16 protein-coding genes are annotated in these 17,188 nt (G+C 45.8%); 10 read left to right on the forward strand and 6 right to left on the reverse strand.

Annotation, left to right across the window (positions count from 1 at the left end; genetic code table 11):
* Positions 1 to 54 precede the first annotated feature (54 nt).
* A complete protein-coding gene (locus tag Q1A86_RS08850; protein WP_299805546.1) occupies positions 55 to 1,767 on the forward strand; it encodes a formate--tetrahydrofolate ligase in 1,713 nt (570 codons plus the stop codon).
* Between the two features lie 83 nt (positions 1,768 to 1,850).
* On the opposite strand, the gene Q1A86_RS08855 is transcribed toward Q1A86_RS08850, so the two are convergent.
* The gene (locus Q1A86_RS08855; protein ID WP_299805548.1) at positions 1,851 to 3,467 is read right to left on the reverse strand and encodes a mechanosensitive ion channel family protein; all 1,617 of its coding nucleotides are present in this window, start codon (positions 3,465 to 3,467) and stop codon (positions 1,851 to 1,853) included.
* Positions 3,468 to 3,646: 179 nt separating this feature from the next.
* On the opposite strand from Q1A86_RS08855, the gene Q1A86_RS08860 reads away from it, so the two are divergent.
* Positions 3,647 to 3,982, forward strand: coding sequence for a hypothetical protein (locus Q1A86_RS08860; protein ID WP_299805551.1), 336 nt, complete (start codon positions 3,647 to 3,649; stop codon positions 3,980 to 3,982).
* Positions 3,983 to 4,063: 81 nt separating this feature from the next.
* Here the strand turns inward: Q1A86_RS08860 and Q1A86_RS08865 are convergent, their stop codons facing one another.
* Positions 4,064 to 4,189 (reverse strand): hypothetical protein, encoded by a 126-nt coding sequence (locus Q1A86_RS08865; RefSeq protein ID WP_259650767.1) that lies wholly within the window; start codon positions 4,187 to 4,189, stop codon positions 4,064 to 4,066.
* Between the two features lie 230 nt (positions 4,190 to 4,419).
* Here Q1A86_RS08865 and Q1A86_RS08870 point away from each other — a divergent pair, with 230 nt between their 5' ends.
* From Q1A86_RS08870 to rraB, 6 genes are all read left to right on the forward strand, one after another.
* A complete protein-coding gene (locus Q1A86_RS08870; RefSeq protein WP_299805555.1) occupies positions 4,420 to 4,701 on the forward strand; it encodes an ABC-type zinc uptake system zinc chaperone in 282 nt (93 codons plus the stop codon).
* Between the two features lie 77 nt (positions 4,702 to 4,778).
* The gene (locus Q1A86_RS08875; protein WP_299805557.1) at positions 4,779 to 5,978 is read left to right on the forward strand and encodes a hypothetical protein; all 1,200 of its coding nucleotides are present in this window, start codon (positions 4,779 to 4,781) and stop codon (positions 5,976 to 5,978) included.
* A 52-nt stretch (positions 5,979 to 6,030) separates the two neighbouring features.
* Positions 6,031 to 6,888: a zinc ABC transporter substrate-binding protein gene (locus Q1A86_RS08880; protein WP_299805943.1), complete on the forward strand. Its 858-nt coding sequence runs from the start codon at positions 6,031 to 6,033 to the stop codon at positions 6,886 to 6,888.
* A gap of 112 nt (positions 6,889 to 7,000) precedes the next feature.
* The gene (locus Q1A86_RS08885; protein WP_299805559.1) at positions 7,001 to 7,792 is read left to right on the forward strand and encodes a metal ABC transporter permease; all 792 of its coding nucleotides are present in this window, start codon (positions 7,001 to 7,003) and stop codon (positions 7,790 to 7,792) included.
* Positions 7,793 to 8,029: 237 nt separating this feature from the next.
* Positions 8,030 to 8,758 carry a 1-acylglycerol-3-phosphate O-acyltransferase gene (locus Q1A86_RS08890; RefSeq protein WP_299805561.1) on the forward strand — a complete coding sequence of 243 codons (729 nt, stop codon included), beginning with the start codon at positions 8,030 to 8,032 and terminating at the stop codon, positions 8,756 to 8,758.
* Between the two features lie 29 nt (positions 8,759 to 8,787).
* Positions 8,788 to 9,201, forward strand: coding sequence for a ribonuclease E inhibitor RraB (gene rraB / locus Q1A86_RS08895; RefSeq protein WP_299805563.1), 414 nt, complete (start codon positions 8,788 to 8,790; stop codon positions 9,199 to 9,201).
* A gap of 85 nt (positions 9,202 to 9,286) precedes the next feature.
* Here rraB and Q1A86_RS08900 read toward each other — a convergent pair whose 3' ends face one another.
* Entirely contained in the window at positions 9,287 to 10,258 is a 972-nt protein-coding gene (locus tag Q1A86_RS08900; RefSeq protein ID WP_299805565.1) for a sensor domain-containing diguanylate cyclase, read from the reverse strand.
* Positions 10,259 to 10,271: 13 nt separating this feature from the next.
* The gene (locus Q1A86_RS08905) at positions 10,272 to 11,267 is read right to left on the reverse strand and encodes a response regulator (protein ID WP_299805567.1); all 996 of its coding nucleotides are present in this window, start codon (positions 11,265 to 11,267) and stop codon (positions 10,272 to 10,274) included.
* 381 nt (positions 11,268 to 11,648) lie between these two features.
* On the opposite strand from Q1A86_RS08905, the gene Q1A86_RS08910 reads away from it, so the two are divergent.
* On the forward strand, positions 11,649 to 12,455 hold the full coding sequence (locus Q1A86_RS08910; RefSeq protein WP_299805569.1) for a crotonase/enoyl-CoA hydratase family protein: 807 nt from the start codon (positions 11,649 to 11,651) through the stop codon (positions 12,453 to 12,455).
* Positions 12,456 to 12,627: 172 nt separating this feature from the next.
* Positions 12,628 to 13,119, forward strand: a complete 492-nt coding sequence (locus tag Q1A86_RS08915; protein ID WP_299805571.1) for a YqhA family protein — start codon at positions 12,628 to 12,630, stop codon at positions 13,117 to 13,119.
* Positions 13,120 to 13,149: 30 nt separating this feature from the next.
* Here Q1A86_RS08915 and Q1A86_RS08920 read toward each other — a convergent pair whose 3' ends face one another.
* Both Q1A86_RS08920 and rapA read right to left on the reverse strand, forming a co-directional pair.
* A complete protein-coding gene (locus tag Q1A86_RS08920) occupies positions 13,150 to 14,040 on the reverse strand; it encodes a DUF3530 family protein (RefSeq protein WP_299805573.1) in 891 nt (296 codons plus the stop codon).
* Positions 14,041 to 14,191: 151 nt separating this feature from the next.
* Positions 14,192 to 17,098: an RNA polymerase-associated protein RapA gene (gene rapA / locus Q1A86_RS08925; protein WP_299805575.1), complete on the reverse strand. Its 2,907-nt coding sequence runs from the start codon at positions 17,096 to 17,098 to the stop codon at positions 14,192 to 14,194.
* Positions 17,099 to 17,188 lie beyond the last annotated feature (90 nt).

A 17,188-nucleotide genomic window follows, 5' to 3' on the forward strand; every position in this document is an offset into this window, starting at 1 on the left:
ACCTATATTGCAGCGGTAACTACCCTACATAAAAATAAAACGTGGAAAATCCGAATGCATTCAGATATTGAAATTTCGCGCCAACACACCTGTTTACCTATCACAAAGATCGCTAATAACTTAGGCCTTGAGCCTGATGAATTCTCCCTTTGTGGTGCCAATAAGGCTAAGGTTTCGCTGTCGGTCGCCAAACGACTCGCAGACAGAGAAAATGCCAAGTTGGTGATTGTCACTGCGGTGACGCCAACACCTTTCGGCGAAGGAAAAACCGTGACCACTATTGGCTTGACTCAAGCCATGAATCTCAATGGCATTAAAACCTGCGCCTGTATTCGTCAGCCTAGCATGGGACCTGTATTTGGTACCAAGGGCGGCGCGGCGGGGGGCGGTTATGCGCAAGTCGTGCCGATGGAAGAGTTGAATCTACACTTAACCGGTGATATCCATGCGGTAAGCAGTGCCCATAATTTAGCGGCGGCGGCTATCGATGCGCGTTTGTTCCATGAAACGCGTTTAGGCGCCGAAGCCTTTACTCAAGAGTCTGGTTTAACTGCGCTGAATATCGATGCAGAAAATATCCTTTGGCGCCGAGTGGTCGACCATAACGAACGCAGCCTAAGACAGATTAAGGTCGGATTTGGTGCGGTTAACGGTCCAGTACATGAATCCGGTTTCGATATCACTGCCGCGTCAGAGTTGATGGCGATTCTTGCTCTGAGCCAAGACTTAAAAGATCTTAGGCAGCGGATTGGTCGCCTCGTATTGGCACTTAATACCCAGGGTGAACCTATCACGGCCGAAACACTAGGCGTTGCTGGTGCGATGACGGTGATTATGGCTGATGCGATTGAGCCAACCTTGATGCAGACTCTGTCTGGTGATCCATGTTTTATTCACGCAGGACCCTTTGCCAATATTGCTCATGGTAACTCTTCGATTATTGCCGATACCATAGCGGCTAAGCTTGCCGACGTCGTCGTGACAGAAGCTGGATTTGGCTCAGATATGGGCTTTGAAAAGTTCAGTAACATCAAGGTGAGAGAATCAGGCTATGCTCCGAGCGCATCTGTCGTGGTAGTGACACTAAAAGCGCTTAAAGCTAACAGTGGTATTGAGTCTGACAAAGATATTAACGAGCCAGATATGGATCGCCTAAAGGTCGGCTTTGCTAATCTTGAATGGCATATCAACAACGTCAGCCAATATGGCGTGCCAGTGGTGGTAGCAATCAATCGTTTCCCAACTGATACCGATGAAGAGCTTGAGTGGCTTAAGCAAGCTATTGAGCAAACGAAGGCTTTTGGTAGCGAGATCAGTGAAGCCTTTGGCAAAGGTGCCGAAGGAGCGACTAAGCTTGCGGATATGGTGTATCTTGCGACGCAGACGCCGTCAGACTTCAACTTGCTGTATGAGAGCAACACCAGTCTTGAGTCTAAGTTAATGACGCTTGCAGAGGTGGGCTATGGCGCATCGAGCGTAACTCTATCAGATAAAGCCAAATCACAACTTAGCTGGTTGGCTAAACATCACTATGGCGAGCTACCTATCTGTGTCGCTAAGACGCCGATGTCGATAAGCCATGATCCGAATATCAAGGGGATCCCGACAGGCTTTGAATTGCCGATTACCGAGTTAAGACTGAATGCCGGTGCAGGCTTTGTTACGGCGCTGGTGGGGCAGGTGATGACCATGCCTGGGCTGGGAATTAAGCCTGGTTATCTTAATGTCGATATCAATGATGATGGCGAGATTGTTGGCTTAGCTTAGCTGGTATAAAAACTGATATAAAAAAGCCCCGATAACCTTAGGTTGTCGGGGCTTTTTTCATTTTATCTTTAGAGCGACAAGAGTTACTTCTCTATAGCCGTTTGGTAGATATGCACATCGCGCTGTGGGAACGGAATGCTAATGCCTTCTGCATCGAAGCGCATTTTAACCGTGCGAGTGATATCCCAGTATACTTCCCAATAATCTTCAGGCTTGGCCCAAGGACGAACGATAAAGTCGACTGAAGACTCACCTAAGGTATGTAGCTTGATCATAGGCTCTGGATCTTTTAGCACTAAAGGATGTGCCATTACGATATCGTGAAGCACTTTTTCTGCGTGCTCGATATTATCGCCATAGCCAATACCAAAGGTCATATCCACACGACGTTGATGCTCAACAGTGATGTTGTTGATAGTATCGCCCCAAATCTTGTTGTTTGGCACAATCAGTCTTTGGTTGTCTAAGGTCTTAATGGTGGTTGAAACTAAGCTCATATGGCTTACACGACCGGTTACACCGCCTGCGTTGATCAGGTCACCTACGTCGAATGGACGGTAGACCAAAATCATCATGCCAGATGCGAAGTTAGATAGCGTATCTTGCAATGCAAAACCGATGATCACACCCGCGATACCGAAACCGGCAAGCAGTGGAGCAAGTTCAAAACCAAGCTGTGATAACGCGATAAGTAGACCCAGTGCAAACACCACTTTACCCGATAGCGAGATAAAGAAGTCTTGTAGCAGCATGCTAAATTTAAGCTTAGAGTTACTTACTGCTTTCTGAACAACACTTTTAGCCACTCTGCCTACAAGGCTAGATAGGAATAAGATTAAGCAGAAGATAATTAGCTTAAATAGAATGCCGGCACCATTTTCCATGGCTTGGTTCTTAGCGATAGTCATCCACTCAGATAACAAGTTACTCGCTACGTCAAAGTTCAATACGTCTTGGGTGATGTCACCAGACACACTAAATAGTGTTTGTTTGTAAAGTGCAGTGTTTTGACCGTAAGCATCTAAGATCTCAATCGTTGAATTTAGGCTGCTTGAGCTTTGATCCAAACGCTCTTTTAACTCAACAACTAATGACTTTTGATCTGCGCTAACATCTGCGCCAGCAATTTGCACATCGGCAACAGCTTGATTCAGGCGCTCTTGGTTGTAGTAAACAAAGCTATTTAAATCATCAGCACGAGATATTAGTGCTGCAACAAAGGCTTTGCCTTCAGCATCAACATTTATCCCAGCTGTTTTAGCCCAAGATAGAAGTTCGTGTTCTGAGGTGAATAACTTATCTTGTTCACGCTGGATCTGCATTAGACCAAGCATGATCTTACGATCGCTGCCAGGACCCACTTCACCCATTAGCTCGGCTTTTTGTTTAGCAAAATAAGCTTCTACAGCATTAGTAAAGGCAAGTTGTTTAACAATATATGGCTTTAAAAAAGCAACATCTGGATTTGTTTTATCCATTTGTTCCTTTAGAGTTTCTTGCAGCAAGCTCGCATTACGACCAATACGGTACTCAAGAAAGTTTTTAATTTCGCCTTTAGTACTTGGTAGTGCTTTAACGTCACTATCAATAAGGCTTTGTATTTTGTTTAAATTGTTGGTTAATTCTGTATTCTCAGCCGCTGCTGTAAATGAGCATAAGCTTAGAATAAGCATTAAAATTGGGGGGAGCATTTTATGCATTTGCTGTGTCCGATAGTTCCCTGAAGCTAGTAATAATATTACGCCTTTGCAGAACTGTCGATTTGTTATTGAAATAGCGATAAGCAAAATAGCGAATACACCGCTAAATCTGTTAAACTTTGCGGCCTTAATATTGGACGAAAAGTGAGCCAATATGCAGCTTAAGAGAGATACTTTTAGTGATATGCGCCCATTGTTCTAAATCATTTGCGATAGATAAAATTGAAAACCAAAGAGGAAAGGGATTAAGCACTGAGATTCAATGCCCATTTTGTCAGGCTTGGCTGGGTAAGAGTGTGGTTTTATCTTGGATTAAAATTATCAGTTTTTATACTGGCGCAGTGCTATTTGCGTGGAGCTACTTTGATACTGAGGTAAGAAGTATTGGCATACCGGTCGCCATTTTTTCTATTTTACTGATGTTGCTGAGTCATATCATGGACAACCTAAAAGTAAGGCAAGCGCCTGAAGTTGAGGTTGTTGATAACAGTGAGCATCTAAAAAAGTATCGCTAACTGTGAATACTCAGACATACACTCTGATGGTATTAGGCCATCAGAGAGACGCTGGGTGGCTACTTTGTTGAGAGCTAAATTTTAGTCAATAACTTGAACTTGTGCTTCAAGTGCCGCTTCCACGTAGTAAATACCGCCGAGTATCGCAACAAAAAATAGCGTTGTCATGATGATAAACTTTAAGTTCTTACGAATTACTTCAAGCATGATATTTGCGCCTTAATAAAATATAAACTCTTGTTTAATATCACTATGGATATCATTTCACGCTAGCAATATTAGAGGTTAGAGCTTAAGACAGTATTAAATGCTATTCAAGTTTAGGTGATCTGCTTCACAAACGGTTTGTAACCTTCATCCACTTCAAGGCTTGACTTCAATTTTCATCCACATAAACTTGTCATGTTTTAACACACAAGGTTAACACTGTGATTCGAATGAGTAACGTAAAGCAGAAACTGGTAATGGGGCTTGTTGCCGTATTCCTGTGTCTGTCATTTGCAGCGTCCGCTCATAGTCTGAGTCATTTGGACGATGGCGCTAAAAACCATTGTACTCTGTGTTATCACCAACACCAGGTCAATAACCTGCTGCCAAGTTGTGAATTTCATATCAATGTTGAGCTTCAGGGAGTTGAAAGCCAAGAGTACATCCTTCCACAATCCAACTCGCGTCATGTGAGTTTCTTTAATAGCCGCGCCCCTCCCGTTTCAGCGTAATTCTTCACTAACAACACTTAATAAGAATTTTTAAAGTATTCCCACAGGGAAGGCTTAGCTGTATTTCGGAGAATAAAATGACTATTTCAACTATGCGCCTAACAGGCGTAGCCGCTGCATGCGCACTTATTTCGACTCAAGCGCTTGCAAGCGATCCTAGCCTAACCAATCCAGCCATTAGTGCAGTGCTAGATGGATATTACCAAAGCGGCGAGCGACCGATGTCAGAACGTGTCGAAGGCTTTGGCTTGGGCCATACAGAGTTGGCAATGAGCGCCAATATTGACGATATGTTTTACGGTAAGTTAACCGCGGTTGTCGAGATGCATGATGGTGAAACTGAGCTTGGTTTAGAAGAAGCTTTCATTCAGACCTTAGCCATGCCTGGTGGCTTTTCAATCCGTGCAGGTCGTTTCTTGTCGGATATTGGTTACCTAAACAATCAACATGTACATACTGATTCGTTTTCAGATAGACCTGCGGCTTACCGCGCATTCTTAGGCAGCCATTATTTCGATGATGGTGTACGTTTGAGCTATGTCGCACCGACTGATCTGTACTGGACTATGGGTGTCGAAGCATTTAAAGGTGACAATATGCGCGCCGCAGATGAACATGGTGAGCGCGACTATGAAAACTTGGGGGTCTATACCGCCTTCACTAAACTCGGTGGAGATGTGGGCGCTAATGGTTCTTGGCAAGCGGGCTTGAGTTATCTACGTAATGAAAATGGCCGCATGACTGCCGATGAACATGAAGAGCCTGTTGTGAACGATGAGCACGATCATGAGCATAGCCATAGTGCGCAGTATACAGGTGAAAATACCTATGTCGCCGATTTCGTTTATAAGTGGGCGCCTAACGGTAACTACAAGTATCAGCACTTAACCTTGAGCGGCGAATACTTCCGTGTTACCGACTTCAAACCGCTTGATGAGCACCATGATGATCACGATGACCATGAAGAACATGGTGATGAAGGCAAAGACTATCAAGAAGGTTGGTATCTAAGCAGTGTTTACCAGTTCTCACCTCATTGGTCTGCAGGTGTTCGTTACGGCCAAGTCGATACCCAAATGATGCATGGTGATCACTTCGATCCACAAAAGTTAAAAGAGACTGAGGTGAGCCTAGCTTGGCATCACAGTCACTTCTCAACTGTGCGTTTGCAGTATACCAATCAGCAAGGCACCAATTTTGATGGTTTCGAAGATGACAACATCATCACTCTACAATATGTCATGACTCTGGGGGCTCACGGTGCGCATCAATTCTAAGCAGTCATTAACTAGAGGGGCAAAAGCGCTAACACTGGCCTTAGCACTCGGTATGACCAACAACGCTGTTGCAGCCTTAAATATTTTTGCTTGTGAGCCTGAATATGCCGCATTAGCCAAAGAGTTGGCGCCGGACGCGAAGATCTATTCGGCCACGACGGCGATGCAAGATCCGCATCAGGTTCAGGCTCGCCCAAGTTTGATTGCTAAGATGCGTCAGGCCGATCTGGCTATCTGCGCCGGAGCAGATCTGGAGGTAGGTTGGCTACCCATGCTGCAGATGAAGTCGGCAAATGCTAAGGTGCGCTCGACGGACCAAGGTTTGTTCTTTGCTGCCGAGCAGATCGACACTCTGGATCAGCTTGACTCAGTGGATCGCTCTATGGGTGATGTACATGCAAAAGGTAATCCGCATCTGCATTTCGATCCCAATCGTTTGCTGCTGGTGGCTGAAAGTTTAACCAACAAACTTATTCAGCTCGATCCTGAATCGAAGGCGGATTACCAAGCGGCATTGATAAACTTTAGCGAGCGTTGGCAGGCTGCGATCCCTAACTGGCAGGCAAAAGCGCAAGCTTTACAGGGCAGTAAAGTGATTGCCTACCACTCTAGCTTTAAATACTTGTTTAACTGGCTTGGGCTAGAGCAGGTTGCAGATCTTGAGCCAAAGCCTGGGATCCCACCGAGTAGCTCCCATTTAGCAAGCTTGCTAAATCGTGCTAAGCAGGGGGATATATTGGCGATCGTTATCGCCTCATATCAGAGTGAGCGTGGCGCCGAGTGGTTAGCTGAGCGTTCGGATCTGCCGGTGCTAGTATTGCCAATGTCGGTTGGTGGTAACGATCAAAGCGTCGATCTGTTTACGCTATACGATAGTGCTATCGCTCTGTTGTTGAGCGCGAAGCGGTAATCGTAAGTTGCAATGCTATCTAGCCTAATCAGTCAAGATTAGGCATCAATAGGACGGATCGTGCTTAAGGGATCCGTTCTAGTTTTATCAATTATGATATGAGTCATTACCTATGTTTGATCTCGATCTACTCTCTATCTTGTTGCCTGCTTTCGCCGCGGGGATCTTGGTGTTATCCACCCATGTTGTCTTAGGCCAACAAGTATTAAAGCGAGGCATTATCTTTATCGATTTGGCCATCGCTCAGGTTGCCGCGCTAGGTGCGATCGTCGGCCATTTAAATCACGACATAGAAGCTTTGCCATTTTCAAATGTGTGGATGCCTGCGCTATTTGCTATCGCAGGAGCCGCTTTTATCGCTTGGCTGTCTAAGCGGATGGCCGATGAACTGGAAGCGATCATCGGCTGTTTCTATGTACTTGCTGCCGTAGCAGCCATGTTACTACTGTCGAACGATCCCCATGGCGCAGAGATGTTGAAACAGTTAATGTCTGGCCAAATATTATGGGTGAGCTGGAGTCAGTTAATCCTGCCAGCCGGTATCTATTCGGCGATATTGCTAGCTTTGATTTATCGCCCCGCTCTACTCGAAGGCCGAGCTTTTTATCTGCTGTTCGCTGTGGTGATCACTCTCTCTGTCGAGTTAGTGGGTGTATATCTGGTGTTTAGTAGCTTGATCTTGCCTGCGCTTGCGGTGAATCACTTCAGCGGACGTTTTAAGTTGGGCTGGGCCTATTTGGTCGGTTTGGTGGGTTATGTCGCAGGCTTAGTCTTGTCTGCGAGTCTAGATCTTCCTAGCGGCGCTGCCATCGTGGCAACCTTAGCAGTGACTGCAGTACTGTTTAGATTGATGCTCCATATAAAAGGAAGGTATTTGGCTGTGGAAAATGAGCTGAGGAATTAGCATTACAGGCAGGTCAGACCTTATGGGGAAAGTAACTAAGCTAAAATCCTCGGGTTAAAATGCGCGAAATTAAAGTTCACTTAAGCTATGTCAGCTAGAGTCGCGCAGTTTGAATCACCGTTAGCTTATCTTCAGGCTACACGTGTAAACTTATGTTCATTTGAATGAAGTCGTATTTATATTGAGTCGCACTTAGTTGGTGATATACTGGCGCCAATTAAATCGCGGGAGATTATAGTGCTGTTAATCCTTAGATGTTTGATCTTGTCTATCATGCTGCTGTTAGCCTTTATTATCGGTGGCTTAGCTTGTATTTTACGTCCTCGTCATCGAGATAATGTACACATGTTCGCCAAAGTGTTTTCTTGGGCGGCACCTGTGTTGGGTATCAAAGTCATTGTGCGTAACTCTCAACAGCAGGGTGATAAGCCGTGCATTTTCCTTGCGAACCATCAGAATAACTTCGATATGTTCACCCATACCGCAGTCGTACCAAAAGGCACGGTGAGCCTAGGCAAAAAGAGCCTAGCTTGGATGCCGTTATTTGGGCAGATCTACTGGTTATCGGGTAATATTTTGATCGATCGTAAAAACCGTAGTAAGGCATTCGATACCATGGCTGCAACGGCACGTAAGATTAAAGATAAGTGCTTGTCCGTATGGATTTTCCCTGAGGGGACACGTTCACGTGGTCAAGGCTTACTGCCTTTTAAAGCGGGCGCATTCTATACGGCAATCGCAGCAGGTGTACCTATGGTGCCTGTGTTGGCTTCAAACCAGTGTCATATCAAGCTGAACCGTTGGAACAATGGTGTGGTAATCATCGAAATGATGGACCCGATTGAAACGACTGGGATCGACAAGACACAAGTGAAAGAACTTTCTAAGCGCATTCACACTTTGATGTCGGAAAAATTGTCACAGTTGAATCAAGAAGCTTCTGCATTAATGACTAAAGCGGTATAATCGATCGCGAAATTTTTGAGGAGTCATCGATGTCTATTGAACGCCAGTTAAACGAACAGAAACAAGAAAACCGCGAGATCGTTGAAGCGATTCTTGCCGATGGTTCATTACCCGATGCCGAGTACACCATCGAGCATCATTTTTCATCGACCAACTTCGATCGTTTAGAGAAGGCGGCTGTTGACGCGTTCAAACTAGGCTATGAAGTCAATGACGCCGAAGAGATGGAGCTAGAAGATGGCTCTGTGATTTACTGCTTCGATGCAGTAGCAAGCCATGAACTAGAGACAGCTCTTCTAGATGAAGCTTGCGAAAAAATGATCACTTTAGCGGCTAAGCAGAAGATTGATTATGACGGTTGGGGTACCTATTTCATCGACGAAAATGGCGAAGAAGTCAGAGACGAAGATGAAGATGATTATGAAGACGAAGAACTGCACTAGTTTTTGCTCATAAGCTTACCAACTAAAATGCCCATCTAGATGATGGGCATTTTTGTTTTTAGCGTCTATCACCCTTTGGGGAGTTTTACTCGTGAGTGATAGTGCAATTTCGGCCAGCTTCCTTCGCTTGATAAAGCGCTTGGTCGGCTAATGACAACCAAGTATCGCTATCCATGATCTCTGGCTTAATTTCGCAAATGCCTAAGCTCACAGTGATCTTAATGATGTGTTCTTCATAGCAGATCTCTAATTGCTCAATTTTCTTTCGCAAACGTTCGGCAAAGAAACGAGCATTAGCCGCAGGGGTATTGGCCAATACCACACCAAACTCTTCGCCGCCATAACGGCCAGCGCAATCGGTTTCTCGTAGCGATTTTTTAATGGTGTGAGACACATTCTGAATCACCCTATCGCCTGCTTGATGGCCGTAGGTATCATTGATCGACTTGAAGTGATCGATATCGAGCATCACTAAGCTGGTATCACTGCCATAGCGAGCATGACGATCAAACTCCTTTTGTAAGCACACTTCCCAATGACGACGATTAAATAACTGAGTCAGTCCATCTATCTGGCTTAAATGCTCAAAACGTTCATTGGCAGACTTTAGCTGTAGCTTATTGATCGCAACATCGGTGACGTCATAGACGATCATACTGATATGAGTCACCTCACCTGTGAGTGATGACAGAGGTAACAGGGTGACGTTCTGATACATGAAGTCCGCTCTACCTGTAATCGGTCGATAGTTTTTGAACTGGAACACAAAGGGTCTCTGTTCCCAGCTGATAAAGGCTCGGTTCTTAAGCAGATAAACCGATTCCATCTTCTGCTTGAGCCAGGTAGCGGGCAGATAATCAAACTGCTCAAATAGGTTTTTACCTTTGATTGAATTAGGCGCTACGCCGCTGTGGTTTTCCATAAAACCGTTCCACAGCTGGATGTTGTAATCACGATCGAGCACGACTAAGCCTACCTCTATGGTTTGCACCATATCGATTAGCCAGTGGAGTTCGTTCATCGCGCTGTTGTCTACAGCTTTCTGATCTGTTGCCATCCTAATATCCATTTCAATCTAGCAGGTAGCCAAGCTTATAATTGAGCGTTGGCAGTGAGTCTTCGGTAAACAGCAGTAATAAATCACACTGAATATCATGATCTTCGATGCGGTAATTAATCTCCATCGCCAGAGTGCGGCTCCATTTATCAGAGTTTTCGCTGATCAGAGTATTAACGCTGCAGTGTCTGCCAAGCACAACGGGGTGGCTCTGGCTGAACTTCATGTGTAGCTGCTCTGATATCCCATTAAGGAAGGCGCCAATCAGCACATTCGCCGTGTCTATCATGACTTCAATTTCAGTTTCTTCATCTTCTGGGTTTTCAAGCTTCATTAGCTTGGCCATATCTTGAAATGAAGAGTCATGGAAGAGTAATAGCGCTTCTCCGGCCACACCCGCGCCAATAAAGCCTTGGCACAGCGCCGATACGGTACTCTGCTCCTCAGTGGCCTTCAGCGTCATGGTGAGTTCGCTGACTTCGAGTACATTAACGTTAGGAATAGGGAGTTTTACAAAGACGTTTAACAACTTAGACAGTAGATCGGCGGCGCGTCCCATAGCGACGTTAGCGACCTCTTGGCAGGCGTCACGCAGATCGACTTGGATCATGGGGGCCTGGTTGTGTTCAACACCCTGAGCTAATTCTAAAATACCGTATTCTTGCAGAATATGGCTAATCGCATCGGCACTAACAGGCTTCTGAATAAAGTCGAGGGCACCGAGATTTCTAACTCGTTCATGAGCCTTAATCTGAATATCCCCAGAAACCACAATAACCAGTGCAGGCAGATCTTCTTTCTGAATAGCCTCTAAGACTTGGTAGCCATCCATTACCGGCATGTTTAGGTCGAGAAAGACCACTTCCCCCTTGCCTTCACGAATCGCCTCAATGCCCTCTAAGCCATTAGTCGCATAGGTGATCTCGACATCCCAGTCTTTAGGAAGTGTGCGTGCCATTTGCTTTCTGGCTAACGCTGAATCATCACAAATTAATATCGGGAGAGACATTGTTATTATTATTTCCTATTTATCCATTTACTGGGTAGTTACTCGCCGCTAGCTTAATTGGCACTGTTTGAAATCCTTGTCACATTTTCGAACCAATAGCTCTCCACCGAAATACAAAGCATTGTATTTCAGTCTTAAATCCTTGGCTTATGCTTTCGAAATGAAATCACATGGGGTAGCTTCCATGACATTATCCCTTATGAGAAGGGGATGCGCTACGACCCGATTATTAAATATCAACTCACCAATAGAAAGTCACATTTAATGACAAAAAAATGACGAACGCCATAATCTCAACGCATGTTATCGCTATTAACGAAATATTCCAAATGTGTTAACTTTGCTTTCTGGACAGACCACTTGAGAAGTAAGGACGCAAATATGACTCATGATTTAGTACGTATCACCAAAGAAAATGGCATTGCTTTTGTGAGTCTGAATCGGCCAGAAAAGTATAACGCATTGAATTATGAACTTTTCCTGCAAATTGATCACTGCATAAAAAAATTAGCGCGAGACAAAACGCTTACCGCTGTAGTGCTTTTTGGTGAAGGGGGAAATTTTAGCTCAGGTTTAGACGTAAAAAGTGTAATGAGTTCGCCGTTAGATGCGGTTAAATTACTGTTTAAGCTGCTTCCCGGTAACGCCAATCTTGCTCAGCGGGTTTCTATCGGCTGGCGACGATTGCCCGTTCCTGTTATCGCGGTGCTTGAGGGGATTTGTTATGGCGGCGGTATGCAAATAGTCTTAGGTGCAGATTTTAGAATCGCCGCACCAGACTGCAAGATGTCGATAATGGAAGCTAAGTGGGGGCTAGTGCCTGATATGGCTGGATTAGCCGGTTTGCGAGAGTTAATGCCAAGAGATCAGGCGCTTATGCTAACAATGTCTGCGGAGGTTATCTCTGCTGAAAAGGCTTTGTCTATGAATCTGGTCACGGCTGTGGAGGAGGACCCCATGACTGCAGCCGCGACATTGGCGGCCAAGTTAGCGCAAACTTCTCCCGATGCAAATGCGGCAATTAAGCGCAGTATTAGTAAGAGCTGGTCGGCTCCTATTCGTCAATTACTCGGCCGTGAGTCTTGGTATCAGGTGCGATTATTATTGGGGAAAAATCGAGTGATTGCAGCGCTAAGGCAGACTAAGAAGCCGGATAAAACTTACCGGAATAGGCAATCAGGCTGGTAATTATTAGAAAAGAATATTAAATGTGAGCTGGTTCACGAAAAAATATGTTTTTAGTGTGGTGATGCATCGCTTATTTTACACTCCCGTCGATTTAGTGATTCCGATGGTAGGGTATTAATTCTGCTATCGTTTTTAATAAAACCAACTGAAACTCATTGGAACCTTAATACTGATGCGTGAACTTTTTGAACGTTTTCTCTGGAGCAGCCGTCTGTCGGTTATGTTTGGTGTCTTGTCATGTATCGTGGCAGCATTTGTCGTCTTTGCCATGGGGCTAAGAGATGTTGTACACATGATTGAGCTTATTCTTGGTTATGTATTCAGTGGCAGCCACGCGGTGCGCAACGATCTGGTGATGGTCGTAGTTGAGATCTTAGATACCTTCTTATTAGGCGCCGTACTGCTGATTTTTGCATTCGGTCTGTATGAGCTATTTATCAGCAATCTTAATGATGCGAGTAAGAGTGACGCAGGCGGTAAGATTTTGATCATCAGCAGCATAGATTCATTAAAGAGTAAGCTGGGTAAGGTTATCTTAATGATGTTGATCATTAAGGTGTTTTCTTTCTTTACCGATATGAAGCCTACTTCTATGCTGGATCTACTTTATATGGGCATTACCGTAGTCTTGATTGCTGGAGCCTTAAAGCTGAGTAAAGACTAACAGCATACACCTTTTTTCGTTGAATAAAGCCTATCCATTTGGATAGGCTTTATTGATCCTGCTGGCAAAGCCTTCGATTAATTCAAGGCTGTTGCCCCAAGTTACCTCAAGGGTTAAATCCAGAGCTAAGACTTGCTGGCTGTATCGAGTCGGCGCATTAGCTGGCGCCAAGATTCTTCTCTGCACTTGAGTGGCAATCGATGCCGCAGTGCCATCCTTAGATTGAAGATCTAATATCGGAATAGGCAGTGCTGCCAACTTTGCTGGCAGGGACTTGTTGACCGCCTCTAGCTCGCTATAGGGATTAACTATTACCATCAAATCGGGCATAGGCAGACGTTTGCTCGCTAACAGCTCTATGATTAGATTGGCACTATCGCCCATAGTCACTAGCATTCTTTTACCTGAAAAATGTTTACCTAGCGCATCGAGCTGGGCCATGGAGGCGAGCATAAAATCTTGCTGTTGTTTGAGCTTAGCGAGTTGCTCATCGGTGAGTGGAATATCACTAGCTTGCTCTGGCTGCTTAGTAAGCTGATTGCCGGTTTCTATTCCCGTGTCTATTTCAGTGTTTGTGTCGGCAGACTCTGGCGGCGTCAGGGCTAAGGTTGCCCAGCCCGTACCGTTTAGCTCGCGTCTTAGGTAGCTAGTGAGACCAGGAGCATCGGCGCGTTCGCCTAAGGCTGGCACGATAATGGCTAAACCAAGCTGCTTGTGGCCTAACCAGGGCCGTAATAGAGCCGGAACGCTCTGATCCTCGACCTGTAATTGCTTGACCTCACTAGCTGGAAGGTAGCTGTAATCAGCGTTAGATGCCGAAGCCATAAATGAGCTGATGCAAACTAGCGCACCACATATTTGGCTGATGAGTGGCAGTGGTTTTACTAAAAGGGGCTTAACTAAAAAGGCTAACAACTTCATACTTGCGATAATATCCACTGAGATCAGAAAGCTGCTGCAGTATATACCTTTACACTGTGTTTATAAAAACAGGGCATTAAAAAGCCCTGAATCATCAGGGCTTTTTGGATTGGACTGATATCTGTTAGCTAAATGCTAATATCAGCACGACTTAAGCGTGGCTAACTAACACCAGTCTAATAGCATCGAGCTGTAGCTGGCTGCTGTCTAAGTAACGGTTTAGCTCACCCATCTGTTCGGTTAGGTGACTTAGCTCTTCATCACGAATGTTAGGGTTAACCGCTTTTAGCGCCTTCAAGCGTTCAAGCTCACCAGATAGCTGGCTGGTCATCTTCTCGCGAGCGCACTGAGTAAGGGTTTCAAGCTGAGTCGTCGCAAAGCTCTCTGCCTTAGCAAATAGTGGGTGCAAGATAGCCTGTGAAGCATTAACCAATTTGCTGGCGATATGACGATTCACCGCGCTTAGTTGCTTGTTAAAGCTCTCGTAAGTCACATTGTCAGACAAGTTGTTGCCGTTCTTATCCAGCAACACACGGATAGGTGTTGGTGGTAAATAACGGTAAAGCTGGCTCGACTTAGGTGCAGAGGCATCGGCTAAGTAGATAAGCTCAAGGAACACGGTACCCGCTGGCAGCGCCTTGTTCTTCAATACTGCCACGCTAGTGGTACCAGTTTCTGAAGAAGTGATTAAGTCTAGACCTGTCTGTACTAGCGGATGCTCCTGAGTGATCAGCGCGATATCATCACGAGACAATGCCATCTCACGATCGAAGGTCACGGTAATACCATCTTCAGGTAGACCCGGATAGGTCGGGAACATCATGTGCTCGCTTGGATGCAATACGATGGCGTTCTCGCCGCTATCTTCTTGCTCGACACCGATAATGTCCCAAAGACGGATCACAGAGCCGATAAGTTGGGTATCTTCATCTTTGTCCGCTAGAGTTTTCACTAGCTGGTTGGCACGCTCGCCGCCGTGAGAGTTGATCTCAAGCAGCTTATCGCGGCCTTGCTCCATTGCCACTTTCAGCTCTTGATAACGTGCCTTTGTGCTATCTAGTAGGCTTTCAAGAACCGCTTCATCGTTATTAAGCAGGCTCTCTAATAGCTCGCCTGAGAACTCGTTAAATAGAATGTGACCACTTGGGCAGGTGCATTCAAAGGCATTTAGCCCCTGGTGATACCACTGCATCAATCTTTCTTGTGCCGTGTTGGCTAAGAAAGGTAGGTGGATCTCAACATCGTTCTTCTGACCGATACGATCGAGACGACCTATACGCTGTTCTAGTAGATCTGGGTTTAACGGCAGATCGAACAGTACCAAGTTGCTGGCGAACTGGAAGTTACGACCTTCTGAACCGATCTCACTACAGATAAGCGCCTGTGCACCACCTGACTCTTGCGCAAAGTAGGCTCCAGCCTTATCGCGTTCGATGATCGACATGCCTTCGTGGAAGACTGTCGCTTGAATACCTTCACGGGTACGCAAGGCTTCTTCTAAGCTCAAAGCCGTTTCGGCTTGGCTAGCGATGATAAGCACTTTCTTGCTGCGGTTGTTCTTTAGGAAGTCAATTAGCCAATCCACACGTGGATCGAACTTCCACCATGCCGCGCTGCCACTGTCGAAGTCTTGGTAGATCTTCTCAGGGCTTAATACTTGGCGAACTTTAGCATTAGTGTCTAAGTGCTTGTTCATCATCGAACTCACGCGGTAAGCAGTAACATACTGCTCAGGCATCTTTTGTGGATGCACATGCAAGTTACGCACAGGGAAGCCTTTCACCGACGCACGGCTGTTACGGTAAAGCACGCGGCCTGTACCGTGACGATCGAGCAGATCTTGTAGCAGTTCGTCACGAGCTTGGAAGCGGTTGTCAGCATCGGCTGACTCGTCTTGAATTAGCGCGATTGACTCGACGATGTCTTTTTCAGACAGAAGCTCAGTTAAGCTGGCAATCGACTCGCTTGATAGCGACTCGCCAGAGGCTAAGGCGTCGGCAGCGGTAGCAACGTCTTTGTAGCTGTCTTCTTCTTTTAAGAAGGCTTCATAGTCGTAGAAACGGTCCGGATCCAGCAAACGCAGACGAGCAAAATGGCTCTGGTGGCCTAGCTGATCGGGTGTTGCGGTAAGCAATAACACCCCAGGAATTTCTTCACTCAAGGCTTCAACAATTTGGTAAGCACGGCTTGGCGCTTCTTCCGACCACTCTAAGTGATGAGCTTCGTCGACAACCATTAGATCCCAGTCGGCATCTAGGGCTTGATCTAAACGACGCTTCTTACGCAATAGATCTAGCGAGCAGATCACTAGCTGCTCGGTATAGAAAGGATTGTCGTGATCGGCGTATGCCTCTACGCAGCGATCTTCATCGAACACTGAGAAGCGTAAGTTAAAGCGGCGCAGCATCTCTACTAACCACTGATGACGCAGTGTGTCAGGCACGATCACTAAGATACGCTCGGCGCGGCCAGTCAGTAGTTGCTGGTGGATAATCAAACCCGCTTCGATGGTCTTACCTAGACCTACTTCATCGGCAAGTAATACGCGCGGCGCAAAACGTTGACCGACTTCGTGTGCAATCCACTGCTGATGCGGGATCAATCCAACACGTGGCCCTTGCAGTCCCAGCAGATCGGATGTCGCTAACTTATTTCGTAGTAGTTGGCACTGGTAGCGCACATTGAATCTATCTAAGCGGTCGATTTGGCCGGCAAACAGACGATCCTGTGGCTTATTAAAGCGGATGTTGTGATTCAACAAGGTTTCGCGCAGGCTAACTTGTTCACCAGTTTCGCTATGGGTGCCGTGGTAAATAATCAGTGAATCTTTTTCTTCAACTTCGGTTACCGTCAACTTCCACTCTTCGTGGCTCTCTACGGTATCACCTGGGTTGTAAATAACACGAGTGAGTGGGGCTTCTGTACGGGAGAACAATCTGTTCTCGCCAGTTGCAGGGAAAAGAACGGTCACCATGCGACCCTCTACTCCAACTACGGTACCTAAACCTAATTCTGATTCGGTGTCACTGATCCAACGTTGACCTAAGGAAAACGGCATTTAAAACTCTCATATACTGGGTGAATCACAAGGGGCGCGTATGTTATACCAATCGTGAGCATATTGAAAATTGAACCCACTAATATTCAC

This window comes from uncultured Shewanella sp. (genome assembly GCF_947497935.1).
Classification (GTDB): domain Bacteria; phylum Pseudomonadota; class Gammaproteobacteria; order Enterobacterales; family Shewanellaceae; genus Shewanella.

Excerpts from the sequence above, each read along its gene's own strand:
- Q1A86_RS08850 (WP_299805546.1), top strand. The coding sequence starts at position 55 with ATGCATTCAGATATTGAAATTTCGCGCCAACACACCTGTTTACCTATC.
- Q1A86_RS08855 (WP_299805548.1), bottom strand. The coding sequence starts at position 3,467 with ATGCATAAAATGCTCCCCCCAATTTTAATGCTTATTCTAAGCTTATGC.
- Q1A86_RS08865 (WP_259650767.1), bottom strand. The coding sequence starts at position 4,189 with ATGCTTGAAGTAATTCGTAAGAACTTAAAGTTTATCATCATGACAACG.
- Q1A86_RS08870 (WP_299805555.1), top strand. The coding sequence starts at position 4,420 with ATGAGTAACGTAAAGCAGAAACTGGTAATGGGGCTTGTTGCCGTATTC.
- Q1A86_RS08875 (WP_299805557.1), top strand. The coding sequence starts at position 4,779 with ATGACTATTTCAACTATGCGCCTAACAGGCGTAGCCGCTGCATGCGCA.
- Q1A86_RS08880 (WP_299805943.1), top strand. The coding sequence starts at position 6,031 with ATGACCAACAACGCTGTTGCAGCCTTAAATATTTTTGCTTGTGAGCCT.
- Q1A86_RS08885 (WP_299805559.1), top strand. The coding sequence starts at position 7,001 with ATGTTTGATCTCGATCTACTCTCTATCTTGTTGCCTGCTTTCGCCGCG.
- rraB (WP_299805563.1), top strand. The coding sequence starts at position 8,788 with ATGTCTATTGAACGCCAGTTAAACGAACAGAAACAAGAAAACCGCGAG.
- Q1A86_RS08900 (WP_299805565.1), bottom strand. The coding sequence starts at position 10,258 with ATGGCAACAGATCAGAAAGCTGTAGACAACAGCGCGATGAACGAACTC.
- Q1A86_RS08905 (WP_299805567.1), bottom strand. The coding sequence starts at position 11,267 with ATGTCTCTCCCGATATTAATTTGTGATGATTCAGCGTTAGCCAGAAAG.
- Q1A86_RS08910 (WP_299805569.1), top strand. The coding sequence starts at position 11,649 with ATGACTCATGATTTAGTACGTATCACCAAAGAAAATGGCATTGCTTTT.
- Q1A86_RS08915 (WP_299805571.1), top strand. The coding sequence starts at position 12,628 with ATGCGTGAACTTTTTGAACGTTTTCTCTGGAGCAGCCGTCTGTCGGTT.
- Q1A86_RS08920 (WP_299805573.1), bottom strand. The coding sequence starts at position 14,040 with ATGAAGTTGTTAGCCTTTTTAGTTAAGCCCCTTTTAGTAAAACCACTG.
- rapA (WP_299805575.1), bottom strand. The coding sequence starts at position 17,098 with ATGCCGTTTTCCTTAGGTCAACGTTGGATCAGTGACACCGAATCAGAA.